12 protein-coding genes and 2 pseudogenes are annotated in these 15,182 nt (G+C 60.0%); 7 read left to right on the top strand and 7 right to left on the bottom strand.

Features of this window, described 5'->3' with window-relative positions; genetic code table 11:
* Positions 1–99: 99 nt before the first annotated feature.
* Together QMK32_RS05115 and QMK32_RS05110 are read right to left on the bottom strand one after the other, a co-directional pair.
* Positions 100–1,389 (bottom strand): glycoside hydrolase family 1 protein, encoded by a 1,290-nt coding sequence (locus tag QMK32_RS05115; RefSeq protein WP_283473983.1) that lies wholly within the window; start codon positions 1,387–1,389, stop codon positions 100–102.
* A gap of 202 nt (positions 1,390–1,591) precedes the next feature.
* A pseudogene (locus tag QMK32_RS05110) lies at positions 1,592–1,839 on the bottom strand (hypothetical protein); the annotation flags it as partial.
* A gap of 5 nt (positions 1,840–1,844) precedes the next feature.
* On the opposite strand from QMK32_RS05110, the gene QMK32_RS05105 reads away from it, so the two are divergent.
* The 3 genes from QMK32_RS05105 (at position 1,845) to QMK32_RS05095 (ending at position 5,373) form a co-directional block, all read left to right on the top strand.
* Positions 1,845–1,988, top strand: coding sequence for a winged helix DNA-binding protein (locus tag QMK32_RS05105; RefSeq protein WP_179142132.1), 144 nt, complete (start codon positions 1,845–1,847; stop codon positions 1,986–1,988).
* Between the two features lie 270 nt (positions 1,989–2,258).
* The gene (locus QMK32_RS05100; protein ID WP_283473422.1) at positions 2,259–3,269 is read left to right on the top strand and encodes a GGDEF domain-containing protein; all 1,011 of its coding nucleotides are present in this window, start codon (positions 2,259–2,261) and stop codon (positions 3,267–3,269) included.
* A gap of 445 nt (positions 3,270–3,714) precedes the next feature.
* Positions 3,715–5,373, top strand: coding sequence for a GMC oxidoreductase (locus QMK32_RS05095; RefSeq protein WP_502943529.1), 1,659 nt, complete (start codon positions 3,715–3,717; stop codon positions 5,371–5,373).
* Between the two features lie 84 nt (positions 5,374–5,457).
* Here QMK32_RS05095 and QMK32_RS05090 read toward each other — a convergent pair whose 3' ends face one another.
* Positions 5,458–6,396 carry a universal stress protein gene (locus QMK32_RS05090; RefSeq protein ID WP_283473421.1) on the bottom strand — a complete coding sequence of 313 codons (939 nt, stop codon included), beginning with the start codon at positions 6,394–6,396 and terminating at the stop codon, positions 5,458–5,460.
* A gap of 194 nt (positions 6,397–6,590) precedes the next feature.
* On the opposite strand from QMK32_RS05090, the gene QMK32_RS05085 reads away from it, so the two are divergent.
* The 3 genes from QMK32_RS05085 (at position 6,591) to QMK32_RS05075 (ending at position 10,011) form a co-directional block, all read left to right on the top strand.
* The gene (locus QMK32_RS05085; protein WP_283473420.1) at positions 6,591–7,262 is read left to right on the top strand and encodes a response regulator transcription factor; all 672 of its coding nucleotides are present in this window, start codon (positions 6,591–6,593) and stop codon (positions 7,260–7,262) included.
* The gene (locus QMK32_RS05080; RefSeq protein WP_283473419.1) at positions 7,255–8,961 is read left to right on the top strand and encodes a sensor histidine kinase; all 1,707 of its coding nucleotides are present in this window, start codon (positions 7,255–7,257) and stop codon (positions 8,959–8,961) included. The genes QMK32_RS05085 and QMK32_RS05080 overlap by 8 nt, the downstream gene beginning before the upstream one ends.
* 207 nt (positions 8,962–9,168) lie before the next feature.
* Positions 9,169–10,011, top strand: coding sequence for a universal stress protein (locus tag QMK32_RS05075; protein ID WP_283473418.1), 843 nt, complete (start codon positions 9,169–9,171; stop codon positions 10,009–10,011).
* A gap of 177 nt (positions 10,012–10,188) precedes the next feature.
* On the opposite strand, the pseudogene QMK32_RS05070 reads toward QMK32_RS05075, so the two are convergent.
* From QMK32_RS05070 to QMK32_RS05055, 4 genes and pseudogenes are all read right to left on the bottom strand, one after another.
* Positions 10,189–11,939: pseudogene (locus tag QMK32_RS05070) on the bottom strand (SulP family inorganic anion transporter).
* Positions 11,940–12,067: 128 nt separating this feature from the next.
* The gene (locus QMK32_RS05065) at positions 12,068–12,436 is read right to left on the bottom strand and encodes an ArsR/SmtB family transcription factor (RefSeq protein ID WP_283473416.1); all 369 of its coding nucleotides are present in this window, start codon (positions 12,434–12,436) and stop codon (positions 12,068–12,070) included.
* Between the two features lie 164 nt (positions 12,437–12,600).
* Positions 12,601–12,957: a DUF488 domain-containing protein gene (locus QMK32_RS05060; RefSeq protein WP_283473414.1), complete on the bottom strand. Its 357-nt coding sequence runs from the start codon at positions 12,955–12,957 to the stop codon at positions 12,601–12,603.
* Positions 12,958–12,996: 39 nt separating this feature from the next.
* The gene (locus QMK32_RS05055; protein ID WP_283473412.1) at positions 12,997–13,878 is read right to left on the bottom strand and encodes a LysR family transcriptional regulator; all 882 of its coding nucleotides are present in this window, start codon (positions 13,876–13,878) and stop codon (positions 12,997–12,999) included.
* A gap of 74 nt (positions 13,879–13,952) precedes the next feature.
* Here QMK32_RS05055 and QMK32_RS05050 point away from each other — a divergent pair, with 74 nt between their 5' ends.
* The gene (locus QMK32_RS05050; RefSeq protein WP_283473411.1) at positions 13,953–15,146 is read left to right on the top strand and encodes an MFS transporter; all 1,194 of its coding nucleotides are present in this window, start codon (positions 13,953–13,955) and stop codon (positions 15,144–15,146) included.
* Positions 15,147–15,182: the final 36 nt, after the last annotated feature.

The raw sequence follows: 15,182 nt of genomic DNA, 5'->3' as shown, positions 1-15,182 counted from the left end.
CAGCGGAAGCGGAAGCCCGTAATCGGCCAATTACCAACCGACCCGTAAGTTGCCAGATCAACGCTTTCGCTGCCTTCGTGTTGTTCGGCTTCAGATAGCTCAGCGGGGAACAGAAGGCGGCTCGAGGCAACTTTGCGGAAAGGTCACCAGCGAACAGAAACCTGGTCGCCGGACCGGGGTGTAGTTCGCGGGGACACCCTTGTCGGTGATGATCCGACGGTAGGTCTCCACTGCGTCGGTGGGCTGACGGGCCAGTGACGGGTCGGTCTTTACATCAACGGTGTACAGGCCGAAACGTGGACGGTAAGAACCCCATTCGTAGTTGTCGGTAATGGACCAGTAGTTGTAGCCGATCACGTTGGCACCGTCTTGGCGGGCTCGTTCGAGCCAGTAGATGTGATCGCTGAGATGGTCGGATCGGGTGTAGCCATCCGTCTGCGGCTGAGCATTATCGGTAGGCATGCCGTTTTCGACGATGTAGATCGGCAGGTCGGGGAACTTGTCCTTGTAGTACATCAGTGCGTGGTAGATGCCTTCGGGCTGCGTTCTGATCTTGTACAGCTGGTCGAAGAGGGCGTAGGCGGCGGTGATGTTGTCAACGGAGAGCCCGTAGTAGTAATCGAGGCCGAGAAAGTCCATTTTGTCGCGGACGCGGTCGACGAAGGTGGAGTCGAAAAGTCCAGCGACCGTAGGGATGAAAGAGAGATTGCTGCTGACCGGTGCGCCAGGATCTTTGGTGTGGATCATGTCGAACGCCGCCCGGTGCACCTGGACGAGGCGGTCCATCATCTGCGGTGCCTGGGCGAGCGTGATGCCGCCGAAGGTGAGTTCTTTGATGATGTACGCGGTCGGTTCGTTGATGGTGATCCACTGAGCGTCGTTGCCGGCATACCTGTCGATCACATGTGAAGCGTTGGCCAACCAGTCATCGACTGTTTTGGGGTTGGTCCAACCGTCCTGATCGGCCACCCAACCGGGGTACACCCAGTGGTCGAGAGTAATCATCGGACGCATTCCATGTGCACGGGTCTGCGCTATGACGTCGTCGTAGTACGCGAGTTCTTCTTCGTCCCAGGTTCCGGAGACAGGCTGCACGCGCGCCCATTCGACACTGAAACGGAACACGGAGACACCAAGTTTCGACGCGTTCTCGATGTCCTCCGGATAGCGATGACGGAAGTCGACTGAGGTGCCGACCTTGTCGTCGGCATTTTCGGAAGCTGAATATCGAGACCAGTTGCTGTCCGGGGAGGACCCCTCGGCCTGGAAGCCGGCGGTGGACACGCCCCACAGAAAGTCCTCACCGACCGACAATGGCGGGGGTGTGGCGGTGGCGGACGGTGCAAGCGTGGTCGATAGCCAGGCGCCGGGTACCAACAACCAAGCCATGATCAGTGCTGTTGCGGTGAAAAGCCGTATCGAAATACGCATGGGCGCAGAGTAGTACGCGGTCAGTGGAGTGGGACCGTTTTGGTTGGCATTCGAATCCGGCCAGACCGATTGGTCATACCGTCCACAATGCGGTGTATTCGAATACCCAATCAGAATAGTTCTGCATCTCCATTGCCGACCGGTTTCTCAGGATCGCAGTTCAGTTCGACTGTGACGCTGAGAGTTCACCGTTTGTCTGGACGTCGTATCGCCCAATTTGCAGTCGTTCGATGATTGTCACGTTGACTTGGCCGCCGACCTTGCGCATGGTCTGGAGCCCGAAGCGCACCCGCCGGTCCGTTCCAATTCGTGCAGAAGAGTGGTCATCAGGCGTGCGCGGGTCGCGCCGAGGGGATGTCCGAGCGCGATGGCGCCGCCATTGACATCGACTTGCGACAGATCGGCGCCAGATCGTGACGATCACCGACGCTGGACGCGGACTACTCGCCGAAAGCGACCGTGTCCTCGACCGAGTCGAGGAGGACACATTCTCGGTGCTGAACGAGAAGGAGCGAGGCGAACTCATAAGACTCTCCACTATTTTATTCACACAGTGAACGGAATCGAAGTAGTAAGCGGTCGTTGCGAGATCGGTTTCGATTGCATTGCCGAACCGGACAGTTCGTTTTCTGTCACACTGGATACGTCGCTACGGACGTGGGGTCGGCCCGTACATCACATCGGGCTGTAGTGACGCGACATCTCGCACGGAAGGGCCCCGCCCGAGTATGTTTCTGCTCGCTCGATGGTGTTCTTGCTCCGCTGACACCGTATGGACCGCGCCCTACCAGCGATCCACTGCGCTGCCGAGTCCTGTTCGGATCGCTTTGGGTACCTGGTGCTGGCTGTCCGCGGTGTTGGCTGTCTTGGCGACCTTCACCCCGGTAGGGGTGCCCGGTGGTCTCGGGCAGTATCTTGCGTTCGGTCTTGCCGGCGTCGGATCTGTGATCGGTCTCGTGTGGGTCCGCGGGCCGTGGCCGACGGAAAACTTTTCACGTCTGTTCGTTGTCTATCTGGAACTGTTCACCGCGGCAGGGTTGCTGGTGCTCGCCGACCCGTTCGTTGCGTTGCCGTGCGCTGTGGGTTTCGCTGTGAACGGTGGTTATATCGCGGCTTTCCACAGTCCGAGGATGATCGTCGTTCACCAGCTGTGGGCTGGAGTGATTGTCGGTGTCTTGTTCGTGCGTGCGGTGATCGAGCCTGGTGCTGATGTGGTGCTCGCCTGCGCGTATCTGGTTTTGTTGATCTTGGTGTTGTTCTCCGCTCCCGTGCTGTCCTATGTCCTGATGCTTGTCCTGCGCCGTGATGCATCGCAGGCGTTCTTCGATCCTTTGACCGGGTTGCGCAACCGCCGAGGGCTCGCCGCCGCGATCGCCGAGCTCGGTGATCGGGTAGGAGTGGTGACGGTGATGGTGATCGATCTCGATGCTTTCAAAGCCGTCAACGATCGGCACGGCCATGCCCACGGCGACCTCGTGTTGCGTGCCGCTGCGAATGCCATTCATGCGGCGTTCGATGCTCCTGCTGTCACTGCTCGAACCGGGGGGGAGGAATTTGCGGTTGTCACTCACCTCGATCCGGTGGAGGCCATCGAGAAGGCCTACGCACTACAGGGCCACTTCAGCCCGGAGTCGGGAGTGGGAGTGACAGTGAGCATCGGGGTTGCGCATGCCGATGCGGCTACTCTCGGCGCCGCGTTCGACAGCGTCTACACCAGGGCCGATATCGCGATGTATGCGGCCAAACGTGCGGGCGGCGACAACCTCCACTGCTTCGACGGCGGCGCGCACACCCCCGATGGTAGGGCGATTCCGGCAGACGGCACTGCGCTCGACTGAGCAACGGCTAATGCTATTTCTAGGAAATGCAAAGTATCCGGAAGATATTCTGAGGCCTTGAATTTTCATTTACACGACAGCGCTCGAGTTGCACTCGTTCTCGGATCCAACGCCGGTACGTCACTGAACGGGCAGGTAATTGTTTGTCCTGTTCTGCGGATTCGACCTGAAGTCAGATCCGCGCGAGCTTCGACCAGCCCGCCGCTGCTCAAGTGAAGGCGACCAATCTGATGGGCAGGCGAACGGTCGAAAAGATTGAGACTTTGACCAATGTGGTGTCGCTTCAACGTGATCGGGATCCTAAAATAGCCGGTGATCCTCGCGTTCACCGGCTATTTTTGTGGAAACTTTACGTCCACGTTACATTACTGGCCGGTACTGCCCACGTGGTCATCTCTCGGACGGTATATCTCTGCGAGGGGGTTACCGAACGAGAGGGATTTACTTGAATATTCGCGTTGGATCCAAAGATAGATCTTCGGGTGCCACTTCAGGGTTCTCGCGCAGAAACTTTCTTGCCGCAACAGGATTGGCTATCGGTGCAGCGGCCCTCTCGTCTTCGTGGACAACTGCCGCGGCGGCACCGCGCCGGGCTTTGGGTGACGGCGATCGGGTTGCCGCGCTCGTCATCGGGAGTGGTTATGGTGGCGCCGTAGCCGCGCTCCGATTGACGCAAGCCGGGATCGATACGCACATGGTCGAGATGGGCAAGGCCTGGACCACGCCGGGATCCGACGGAAAGATCTTCTGCCCGATGCTGTCACCGGACGGTCGGTCGACCTGGCTCCGAACTCGCACAATGCAACCGGTTTCGCACTTCTCCGGTGGTTCGGTCGACAAGAACATCAGTAAATACGTCGGCGTTCTCGATATAGAAGACTTCGGTGGAATCAAGGTCTACCAGGGTCGCGGAGTCGGTGGTGGATCGCTCGTCAACGGCGGAATGGCTGTGACGCCGAAGCGCAACTACTTCGAGGAAATTCTGCCGAACGTCGACTCCAATGCGATGTACTCGACCTACTTCCCCAAGGCAAACGCCGCGCTGGGGGTGAACAACGTCGACCCAGCGTGGTTCGAATCGACCGAGTATTACAAATTTGCCAGAACAGGACGCAAAACCGCGCAGAGATCCGGTTACACAACAACATTCGGTCCCAATGTGTACGACTTTGAATACATGAAACAGGAAGCCGCCGGTCAGATGACCAAATCGGCATTGGCATCGGAAGTCATCTATGGAAACAACGCCGGCAAGAAGTCCCTCGACAAGACTTACCTCGCCCAAGCCTCAGCGACCGGCAAACTCACCATCACCACGCTGCACGTCGTCACCGAGGTGAAACCGGCCACCACGGGCGGTGGGTATCAGGTGGTGATGAACCAGATCGACGAGCAGGGCAATGTCATCGGCACCAAGACCGTGACAGCGGACAAGGTCTTCTTCGCAGCGGGCAGTGTCGGAACGAGCAAGATTCTGGTGGCAATGAAAGCGCAAGGGCAACTGGCGAATTTGCCTGGAGCTGTCGGTCAGGAATGGGGCCACAACGGCAACGTGATGGTGGGCCGTGCCAACCACATCTGGGACGGAACAGGGGCCAAGCAATCCTCGATACCGGTTCTCGGTATCGACAACTGGGCCGATACCACCGCACCGGTGTTCGCCGAGATCGCACCGTTCCCCGCCGGCGCCGAACTGTGGGTGAGTCTGTACCTCGCGATTGCCAAGAACCCCGAACGCGCACAGTTTCAATACAACTCGGCAACCGGCAAGGTCGGGCTCGATTGGCAACGCTCCCAGAATCAACCGTCGATCGATATGACGAAAAAGTTGTTCGACAAGATCAACCGAAAGGAAGGCACCATCTACCGGACCGATCTCTTCGGACCCGTGCAGACGTGGGGCGATCAGCTGACGTATCACCCGCTCGGTGGCTGTGTCCTGGGCAAGGCAACCGACAACTACGGTCGGCTCCCTGAGTATTCGGGGCTCTATGTCATGGACGGTTCCCTGGTTCCCGGCAATGTCGGCGTCAATCCGTTCGTCACCATTACTGCACTGGCGGAACGGAACATCGAGAACATCATCGCAAACGATATGAACTAACCAACATACGCGGCGAGCGCACCAGGGCATCTTTCTGTCCTGGCGTGTTCGCCGCGTGTTCGTCTATTCAAGGATTCAGCTTTTTTACCGACTCGATGGAGCGGAGGCGACCTGTGAGTCCTCTCTTGCTATGAATCGACCGGACGATGGAACGATCACAACAGGACAGTTAGCGCGTCCGAGCACTGATCGGCTCGCCGAACCGAGCATCATTCCGCTGAATCCGCCGCGACCATGGCTGCCTACCACCAATAGTTGCGCCCCCTGCGCATGATCGAGAAGGGCATGCACTGGTCGGTCCCTGACCACCACACGTCGGACGGACACCGACGGGTATTGGTGCGAGTATTCGTCCAGAATCCGCGTCAAAGCATCCTCGGTAGGGGCCTTGTTCAGCGGCCACTCGAGCCCGTGAACCGGAATTCCTATCGATAAATCCGCATCGGACCACGCGTGGACTGCGGTGAGTGGGGCTCTTCGCACAGCAGCCTCCTCGAACGCCAGCGCCACTGCAGCATCGCTCGCCATCGTTCCGTCGACCCCGACGACTACGGCGTCCGCAGCCTGCACCCGATCATCGTCGGGCCAGGCGCGCACGACGGTGACAGGACAGTGGGCGTGGGTGCTGAGCGCGTAACTGATCGACCCGAGCGTTCGGCGATCGGTTCCCCCGAGACCGCTGGTGCCGATGACGATCATCCTGGACGTTGCAGACAACTCCAGTAGCGTGCTCACCGCAGGTCGATCCGATAGGCATGCGTCGACGCCGATCGTTCGCGCACCAGTCATGGCTCGCTCGGCCGCCGTGAGCGCCTCGTCCAGAATTCGTCTCGTCTCGCCCCTCCATTGCGCAGTCGCGGGTTCGGGCAAGATCCGGATGCCGGTCAATCCGCTCGGCCAGGGGACCGAAGACACCACTATGAGACCGGAATTGTGTAGTTCGGCATCGAGCACTGCCCATCGAACTGCGTCCAGTGACGCGGATGACCCGTCGACTCCGACGACGGTCGGGAGTAAACCCATCGCGAGTCTCCTTCATCGTGGTGCCGGACCTCCATCAGACCCTGAACTCAGCAAGTGGCACGGCAGGACAACTACACCGATGTGAGGGACTTTCGTCGCCGATTTCGGTGACCGATGGTCGGTTTGGATGCGGCGTAGGTAGGTATGGTTGGACTCGAGGCGCCCATTGGGGACGCGGGTAAGGGAGCGTTGGCGTGGTCACAGTGTTTCTGGTCGATGATCACGAGATAGTGCGGCGCGGATTGATCGACCTCATCGATTCCGATCCCGATCTCGAAGTCATCGGTGAGGCCGGCAGTTGCGCCCAAGCCCTCGCCCGCATCCCGGCATTGAAGCCCGATGTCGCTGTCCTCGACGTGCGGCTTCCCGACGGCAACGGCATCGAGTTGTGCCGCGAACTTCTCGATCGGTTGCCAGACTTGAAAACCATGATGCTGACTTCTTTCACCGAGGATCAGGCGATGCTCGACGCCATCCTTGCCGGCGCGAGTGGATACGTCGTCAAGGACATCACCGGAATGGAGTTGACCCGCGCGATCAAGGACGTCGGCTCGGGGAAATCGTTGCTCGACAATCGAGCCGCGGCCGTGCTGATGGACAAGCTGCGAGCGGGTACCGCGGCGCCAGGACCGATAGACCATCTCACCGGGCAGGAACGCACCTTGCTCGACCTCCTCGGTGGAGGTCTGACCAACAGGCAGATTGCGACCAGAATGTTTCTGGCGGAAAAGACAGTGAAGAACTACGTTTCGAGACTTCTCGCGAAGCTCGGGATGGAGCGACGCACCCAAGCCGCCGTGTATGCCTCGAAACTTGCCGATACGCATGCGGAGTCGAAGGGCCACCCAGGAGCCCGGGATGGATGATCGCCACGGTGACAGCGGATCGTCGTTGCCGCAACTCCGGCTCGGTGAACTTCTGCTCGAAGTCCAGAACCGCATCGGTCGTATCGCCGACGCCAGAGCACAGGCAGACGGTCTGCTAGAGGCCATGCTGGTCATCACCTCCGATCTCGACCTCGAGGTGACTCTGCGGTCGATCGTTGAATCGGCCGTCAAACTCGTCGATGCTCGCTATGGTGCCCTTGGCGTGCGCGGGGAAGGTCACGAACTGAGCGCATTCATCAACTTCGGGATGGACGACGACACGCGCACCCGTATCGGACCGCTCCCCACCGGAGGTGGAGTGTTGGGACTGCTGATCGATCAGCCCGAAGTCCTACGCCTGGAAGACTTGACGTCTCATCCGGATTCGGTGGGATTCCCGCCGAACCATCCGTTGATGAAAACCTTTCTCGGAGTGCCGATTCGAATTCGTAGCGAAATCTACGGCAACCTGTATTTGACGGAAAAGAAAGATGGAACACCGTTCACCGATGACGACGAGGTCGTTACACAGGCGCTCGCGTCGGCAGCAGGTATTGCTATCGAAAATTCACGCTTGTACGAGGAATCACGCACCCGTCAAGCATGGATGGAAGCGACGAGAGATATCGGTACCGAACTGTTGGCCGGTGCCGAAATCGGTGACGTGTTGCAAATGGTGTCGCGAAAGGCGTTGCACCTCCTCACCGCCGACCTGGCTTTCATCGCCGTCCCGGAGGGCGTCGACGCAGACCCAGCCCTCGTTGCCCAGCTTGTCGTCTCGGTGAGCGAAGGCCATTGCGCTGAAAAGCTATTGGGCTCCACCATCCCCATCGAAGGGTCGAGTTCGGGCGCCGCGTTCAGGCGCCGTGCGGCATTTCGGAAGGAAGACTTCGACGACGAGTCTATCGAGATGGACCAGGAATTCGGTCCCGCTCTGATCTCTCCGTTGCGTGTCACCGGCGGTGTCAGCGGCGTGCTGGTGGTGTTGCGGAAGGAAGGTGCCGGTTCGTTCAGCGATGCCGAACTCGAGCTGGTCGCGAGTTTTGCGGACCAGGCTGCGCTGGCGATGCAGATGGCCGACAACGCTCGTCGGGTCCACGAACTTGATGTCCTGTCCGACCGTGATCGTATCGCCCGTGACTTGCACGACCACGTGATCCAGCGAATATTCGCTGTCGGTTTGTCGTTGCAGAGCACACTGCAACGAACCGAGTCGGACGATATTCGCCAACGGCTGACGAGAACAATCGACGACTTGCAAGACACTGTGCAGGACATTCGCTCGACGATTTTCGATCTGCAAAGTTCGTCGCATTCTGCCACTCGCCTGCGCCAACGCATCGACGACGCGGTCCTCGAACTCACCGAACACGTACCCATCCGTGCGATCGTTCGAATGTCCGGACCATTGTCGGTTATCGAAAACTCGCTCGCTGATCACGCTATTGCAGTCATCAGGGAGGCAGTCAGCAACGTGGTCCAGCACGCAGAGGCCGACACGGTTACCGTGACCATCTGGGTCGGGGACGACCTTCGAATCGAGGTGTCGGACAACGGCGTCGGAATGTCCGACAACGCCACTACAAGCGGTTTGGCGAACCTGAGCGCGCGAGCGCTCGAACGCGGCGGCGAGATGACGGTGGGCACGCCCGCATCCGGCGTCGGCGCCTACATTGTCTGGGCCGCGCCATTGCCGTGACGGCTCCCATGCGCACGGAAATACACCTTTTCCGACGTCTTTTCGCGCACGTGCGACGAAGTCGCCTACTTACGTCCCGAACGCTGGTGACCTCTGGCCACTGCGTCGACCAGGAAAGCACTCGTAGCGTTCTCGCGTGGAGGCGCTGCTTGTTCGCTGCACTTCGCGGGTGGCGCGGCGGCGGTGGTGAACATCGAGAGGAAACTGATGAACAGTTCGTATCCGGGTGGACCCATCGTCGTCGGAGTCGATGGATCGAGGGCGGCGCTCGACGCCGTGCGACTGGCAGTACCGGAGGCGCAAGAACGGCACTCCTCATTGCGGTTGGTGCATGTGATCAGCCCTCACCCCCAGCCCGAGACCGTGTACGGCGCTCCTGATGTGGATGGCGACTACGGTCGCACGGTACTCCGTGAGGCAGTGCACGCTGCGGCGGAGATCGACAGCAGTGTGCTGGTGGAAACTGTAGTGCTGCATGGTCAACCGGAATCAGCGATTCTTGCCGAGGCGAAATCTGCGTGTCTGCTCGTGCTCGGCATAAGCCAAGGGCATGCCTTGGCTGCACGAGTCCTGCGGTCCACGGTTTTCACACTCGTGGAATCGTCGGTGTGTCCGGTATTGATCGTGCGAGAGTCCAGTACTGGTTCCGACGGTGCGGTGGTGGTCGCGCTGGGAGATGCGGAGGTTATCGAGTCCGACGTCGTTGTTACAGAAGCATTTCGCGAAGCGTCGAGTAGGAAGGCCGATGTCCTGGCTATCCATACTCGCTCGATCTCGGAGGTTGTCGCGCATGTCGTCGGGGGAGTGAATGCCAACGCGGCTCCCGAAACACCTATGAATGCCCGGCTGGAGTCGTTCCGCGACGATTACCCCACGGTGCGTTGCTCGACCGTCTACGCCGAGGCCGGCTCGGGATCGGAACTGGTCGCGCTGTCCGACACCGCTGCGTTGCTTGTTGTCGGCCATGAGCGTGGACGCTCCTGCGGCAGTACGCTTACCGCTGTCCTTCGCCGAGCGAAATGCCCGGTGCTCGTGGTGCCGCACGCATGATTACCAGCGGCGGGCCACGTGAGCTGTTGATCTCTCCGTTGGCGGATCAGCTCGATGCGGTGTATCGCGCAGTGGCGTTGATGATGGCGGTACAAGGTGTAACCCGAGCAACAGATCTCGTTGCCTCGCAAAGCCGTTTCCACCGGGATATCGCGTCGAATCCGAGTCGAGGAATGATTATGTCGAAGTGGTGTTCACCGACTGGGTTTCGTCTTTGGCGGTAGGGCGACCAGGAGGCCGTTGTTCGAGCAGTGTGCGGGCGTGTTCGATTGCCTGAGGCGTGTTTTCGAAGAAGTGCCTACGTTCGCTGTCCGAGGTGGTGAAGACTCCCAGTGCATGGAGCGGTCGTGAGTGTTCCGGCTTCAGACCCGAGATCAATACGGTGATGTGACGGCGTTCGAGCTTGTCGATGGCATCTTTGAGCACGATGGCACCGGTGGCATCGATGGCGGTGACACGGGACATACGCAAGATGACCACGTGGACGTCGGAGACTTCGGCGAGCTCGAGCAGGAACCGGTGTGCTGCAGCGAAAAACAATGCACCGTCGATGCGGTAGGCGGCGATGTGCTCACGCAGCAGTTCGTGTTCTTCGCTCTGGTGTTCCTCGTCGTCGAGGGGGACTTGTTCGATCCTGGCCGACTTGGTGATCGCGCGCAGTGCCAGGATTGCAGCGAATGCGACGCCGACTGCGACTGCGGTGACCAGGTCGAGTGCGACCGTCACCAGAAATGTTGCTCCCATGACTGCGGTATCTGCGCGGGTAGCGCGGGCGATGGCAATGATCGAGGCCGTCTCGACCATGCGTACCGTCGTGGCGAGCAGGACTCCGGCAAGTGCAGCCAGGGGTATTTCGGCGACCAGCGTCGATGCGAGGTAGACGATTGCGGCGAGAATGACTGCGTGGGTCAGCGCGGCGAGTCGACTGCGAGCACCGGATCGAACGTTGACTGCGGTGCGGGCGATGGAACCGGTGGCTGGCACCCCTCCGAACAGCGGTGCGACGATGTTCGACAGGCCCTGTCCGAACAACTCCCTGTCGGGATTATGTCGGGTGCCTACTCCCATCGAGTCTGCCGCGGTTGCCGACAGTAGCGATTCGAGCGCGGCCAACACAGCGACAGCGAGTGCAGGTGCCAACAAGGAGGCGAGGTCTTCGAGGTGCAGGAAGTTCAGTGTCGGAGCTGAGATTCCAGATGGAATCTCACCGATGCGTGCTATATCGAGATGCAACAGTTTCGCGGCAAGCGTCACGATGGCGACCGCTACGAGTGAGATGGGAACCTTGGGCAAGGAACGTCCGCCGACGAGTATCACGAAGGCCACTGCAAGTGCCGTTACCGGCGTGAGAATCGACGGATGATGCACGAACTTGACCACTGCGTCGGCAGCACTACGCCATACCTTGTCGCCCTGCGCGTCGGCGATGCCGAGAGCTGCGGGAACCTGTTGGAGCGCGATCACCACAGCGATTCCGGCGGTGAATCCTTCGATGACGGGAGCGGGCATGAATCGCACAGCCCGCCCGATTCCGGCGAATGAGAGGGTCAACAGCACGATTCCGGCGATCAGACCGACTGCAAGTACTCCGGATCCGCCGAACTCGTGGACGATCGGGACCAGGACTACGGTCATGGCGCCGGTGGGGCCGGACACCTGAAAGCGTGAACCGCCGAACACCGCGGCAACCGCACCTGCGATGACTGCGCTGGTCAGGCCCGCAGCGGCCCCGAGCCGGTCGAAATTCCAAATCCCAATGCCAAGGGAAGTGCCACCAAGGCCACGATCAGGCCGGCCAGCAGGTCCGCACCGGGTGCCCGCAGCGAAGTGCTCCATTCGCTCCAGCGTGGCAATAGTTCACGGATCGACTGTCCGGCTCGATGGAGGGTGGTTGCGGGAGCGTGCTTCGGTGTGGGCGACTCGGTCATAGGGTCCTCGGTGCCGCGAGAGGGAGATGAACTCTTACTTCATTACTTGCTAAGATTAGCAAGTAATGAAGTAAGAGGACCCGTGAGGTTCGACACTGAAATCACGGCGGCGGAGTGCTTGTCGCTAGTCAGTTGCCGCTTTCGGCCGTCGCCACGGACGGTTCTGGGACGTCCTCGACCAGCATCTCCGCCTGGCAGGCGACCATGCCCGTCAGAATGCTCCGCGCAGTGGTCAGCAAATCGGCGACGCGAGGAGATGTCAGGGCGTAGGACACGGACAGCCCTTCTCGACGGGCGACAACCAAACCAGCCCGGCGCAAAATCGAGAGTTGCTGAGATAAGTTCGCCGGCTCGATGCCAACTTCGGGAAGCATTTCCGAGACTGCATGCTCGCGCTCACTCAGTAGTTCCAAGATTCGGATACGGGCAGGATGCCCGAGGGTCTTGAAGAAGTCAGCCTTCATCCGATACAAGGGCTCGCGCGAGTTCACAACCATCAGGGCTCCTGTCATTCGAGTAGGACTGCCGGCGCGCATCGATCGATGGGGACTCGGTTGTCGCTGCGAGTCGAGCGTAGTAACGCCCCGAATCGCGGCAATTGCGAATCTTAGCAACTAGTGGGCACGCACCTACTTCGAACCCTGCACCGAGCAAGTGTCGGTCAGGACTGGTGAGTGATCCATTCCCGCAATACCACTGCCTGGTTGTGCTCGCGGTCCTTGGCTGCGTAGAGAAGAACGACCCGACCTTTGCGCGCAGCGGCAATAATTGGTTCGAGGGCTGCCTTATTGGAGTTCAATTCGGCGAAATATCGGGTTCGGAACTCGGCGAAGCGCTCGGGATCGTGCCCGAACCACGACCTCAGTTCGGAACTGGGCGCTACGTCCTTGATCCAGGAGTCGTAGTCGAGATCGGTCTTCGCGATACCGCGAGGCCAGAGTCTGTCGACCAGAAAAGTCGTCGTGTCTGCGGCCTTTCCGCGAGCATCGTAGGCACGCTGCAGGTCGATGGGTCCCATGCGTCGATCGTGACAGCACCGAGCACATCCGGCAAGTACTCACTGCGGATAATTCAGTTGTCGAACGAATGAGCGTGCAGCCGAGTTGGTGGGCTCCTCGGTGCGGCATGTCAATGTTAATTCTCTTGTAGGAGAGGGACGGACATCAATTGCTACTGTCGATAGCCCGTTGTTTCGTAGTGCGAGGGGCTCCGGAATTATCGCGACACCGAGACTATGACGCACCAACCCCAGCAATCGTTCCATGTCGCTGATACGGAATGTGATGTCACGGTCGACGCCTGCATTGTCGAACAGTGCGTCGACGACGGTCTGTAAGCCGCGGCCGGCCTCGAAGTCGATGAAGGGATAGTCGGCGAGCTCGGCGAGAGAAACTGACTTCCGTTGTGCCAGAGGATGTTCTTCGGCGACGACGAGAGTCAGCGACTCGGTGTAGGTCGCCAGCGCGAAAATCCCGACCTCCAGGGGCTGTGCATCCAATGCGACGAAGGCCAGATCCAGCTTCCCCCCGACGAGTGCATCGAGCAACTCGGCGGTGGTTCCTTCGCGCAGGGTAACTGCTACACCCGAGTGGGCGTAGTGAAATCGGCCCAGTGCGGCGGGCAAGTCGATCGCGGTGAATGTTTGGACGGTTCCGATTGCGACAGTGCCGGTTTCGCCGTTGGAGATCTGACGCAGGGCATCGCGTGCATCGGCGACGTCACCGGTGATTCTGCGCGCATAGCGAAGTAGTACCGACCCGGATGCGGTGAGAAGCACTCGGCGGGTGGTGCGTTCGAAGAGCGCGGTGCCGACCTCCTTCTCCAGTGCCCGGATCGACGAACTCAGCGCGGATTGCGAAATGTGCAGCTGGGACGCCGCTCGGGTGAAATGGCCTTCGGCTGCTACGGCGGTGAAGTGTTCGAGCTGTCGCAACTCCATTGAGCGAGTCTATCAATGAATGAGTGCGGAATAACATGTTGGACAGAATGTCGGGTGTTGTCGAACATGGGCGCATGCACTCTGAATTACCCACGACGACGCGGATTAACGGGCGGCTCGTCGGCATCATGGCGGTGATCTCCGGGTTGGTGGTTGCCAATAGCTACTACGCCCAGCCGTTGGTGGGCGCTATCGCCGACGGCCTCGACGCCTCGACGACGCGAGTAGGGCTGGTGGTGACAGCAAGCCAGGTGGGGTACGCGATCGGTCTGGCGTTTCTCGTACCGCTCGGCGATCTGATCCAGCGCAGGAAGCTGATGACCTGGATGCTCGCAGTGACGTGCGCATCCCTCGTGCTGATGGCAGTAGCCCCGTCGTGGCAGGTGTTGGCGTGCGCTGCGATGGCAGCGGGGGTCGGATCGGTCGTCGGTCAAGTTCTGGTGCCGTTCGCTGCCTCTCTCGCGGCCGAAGAAGAACGGGGCCGAGTCATCGGCAACGTGATGACCGGTCTGTTGCTAGGGATTCTGCTCTCACGCGTAGTCGCCGGACTGATCGCGCATGTCGCGGGCTGGAGAGCGGTCTTCGTGGTCGCAGCGATGTTGATGGTTGTCGCCGCACTGCTGGTTCGAACGCTGCCCGTCGTGCCGCCGAGTGCGGTCTCGTCCTATCGAGCGCTGTTGGTTTCTGTCGTCGAGCTCATCCGCGAAGAACCGGTGCTCCGGTGGCGTATCGTATACGGAACGCTCACGTACGCATCGTTCGGGGTGTTCTGGACGTCCATTGGATTTCTACTGTCCGGACCGGGGTACGGATGGTCCGATGCTCAGATCGGACTTTTCACCCTCGTCGGGGTGGCCGGTGCACTAGCTGCACGACTCGCAGGAACGCTGGCCGATCGCGGATATGCGCAACGCCAGACGGGTTGGTTCGTGGCGCTCACGGCGCTCAGCTTCGTGCTGTTGGCAATCGGAGAACACAACGTGTTCCTGCTGGCAGCGGGCGTGGCCTTGCTCGATCTCGGCATTCAGGGCACGCACATCAGTAATCAGAGTCTCTTCTATCCTCTTCGGCCCGATGCACGCAGCAGACTCAACACCGCATATATGACCACCTACTTCATGGCGGGCTCTATCGGAAGCGCGCTGTCGGTTCTTGCCTATACGCAGTTCGGCTGGCCGGGCGTGTGCGTGCTCGGCGCGAGCTTCCCGGCCATCGGCTTCACGCTGTGGCTCGTCGAGCAGCATAAGCATCGAAACCGATGCTCGTGATGGTCTGCATATGCGTCGTGGCCCGATCATGTAAAC

This window comes from Rhodococcus sp. H29-C3 (genome assembly GCF_030063405.1).
Classification (GTDB): domain Bacteria; phylum Actinomycetota; class Actinomycetes; order Mycobacteriales; family Mycobacteriaceae; genus Rhodococcoides.
Note: the sequence above shows the minus strand (reverse complement) of the source record. Positions and strands in the feature narration are given on the sequence as shown.

What these genes read in the sequence shown, in the direction of transcription:
- QMK32_RS05115 (WP_283473983.1), bottom strand. Translation starts at nt 1,389, where the DNA reads ATGGCTTGGTTGTTGGTACCCGGCGCCTGGCTATCGACCACGCTTGCA.
- QMK32_RS05090 (WP_283473421.1), bottom strand. Translation starts at nt 6,396, where the DNA reads ATGGGTTTACTCCCGACCGTCGTCGGAGTCGACGGGTCATCCGCGTCA.
- QMK32_RS05080 (WP_283473419.1), top strand. Translation starts at nt 7,255, where the DNA reads ATGGATGATCGCCACGGTGACAGCGGATCGTCGTTGCCGCAACTCCGG.
- QMK32_RS05075 (WP_283473418.1), top strand. Translation starts at nt 9,169, where the DNA reads ATGAACAGTTCGTATCCGGGTGGACCCATCGTCGTCGGAGTCGATGGA.
- QMK32_RS05065 (WP_283473416.1), bottom strand. Translation starts at nt 12,436, where the DNA reads ATGGTTGTGAACTCGCGCGAGCCCTTGTATCGGATGAAGGCTGACTTC.
- QMK32_RS05060 (WP_283473414.1), bottom strand. Translation starts at nt 12,957, where the DNA reads ATGGGACCCATCGACCTGCAGCGTGCCTACGATGCTCGCGGAAAGGCC.
- QMK32_RS05055 (WP_283473412.1), bottom strand. Translation starts at nt 13,878, where the DNA reads ATGGAGTTGCGACAGCTCGAACACTTCACCGCCGTAGCAGCCGAAGGC.
- QMK32_RS05050 (WP_283473411.1), top strand. Translation starts at nt 13,953, where the DNA reads ATGCACTCTGAATTACCCACGACGACGCGGATTAACGGGCGGCTCGTC.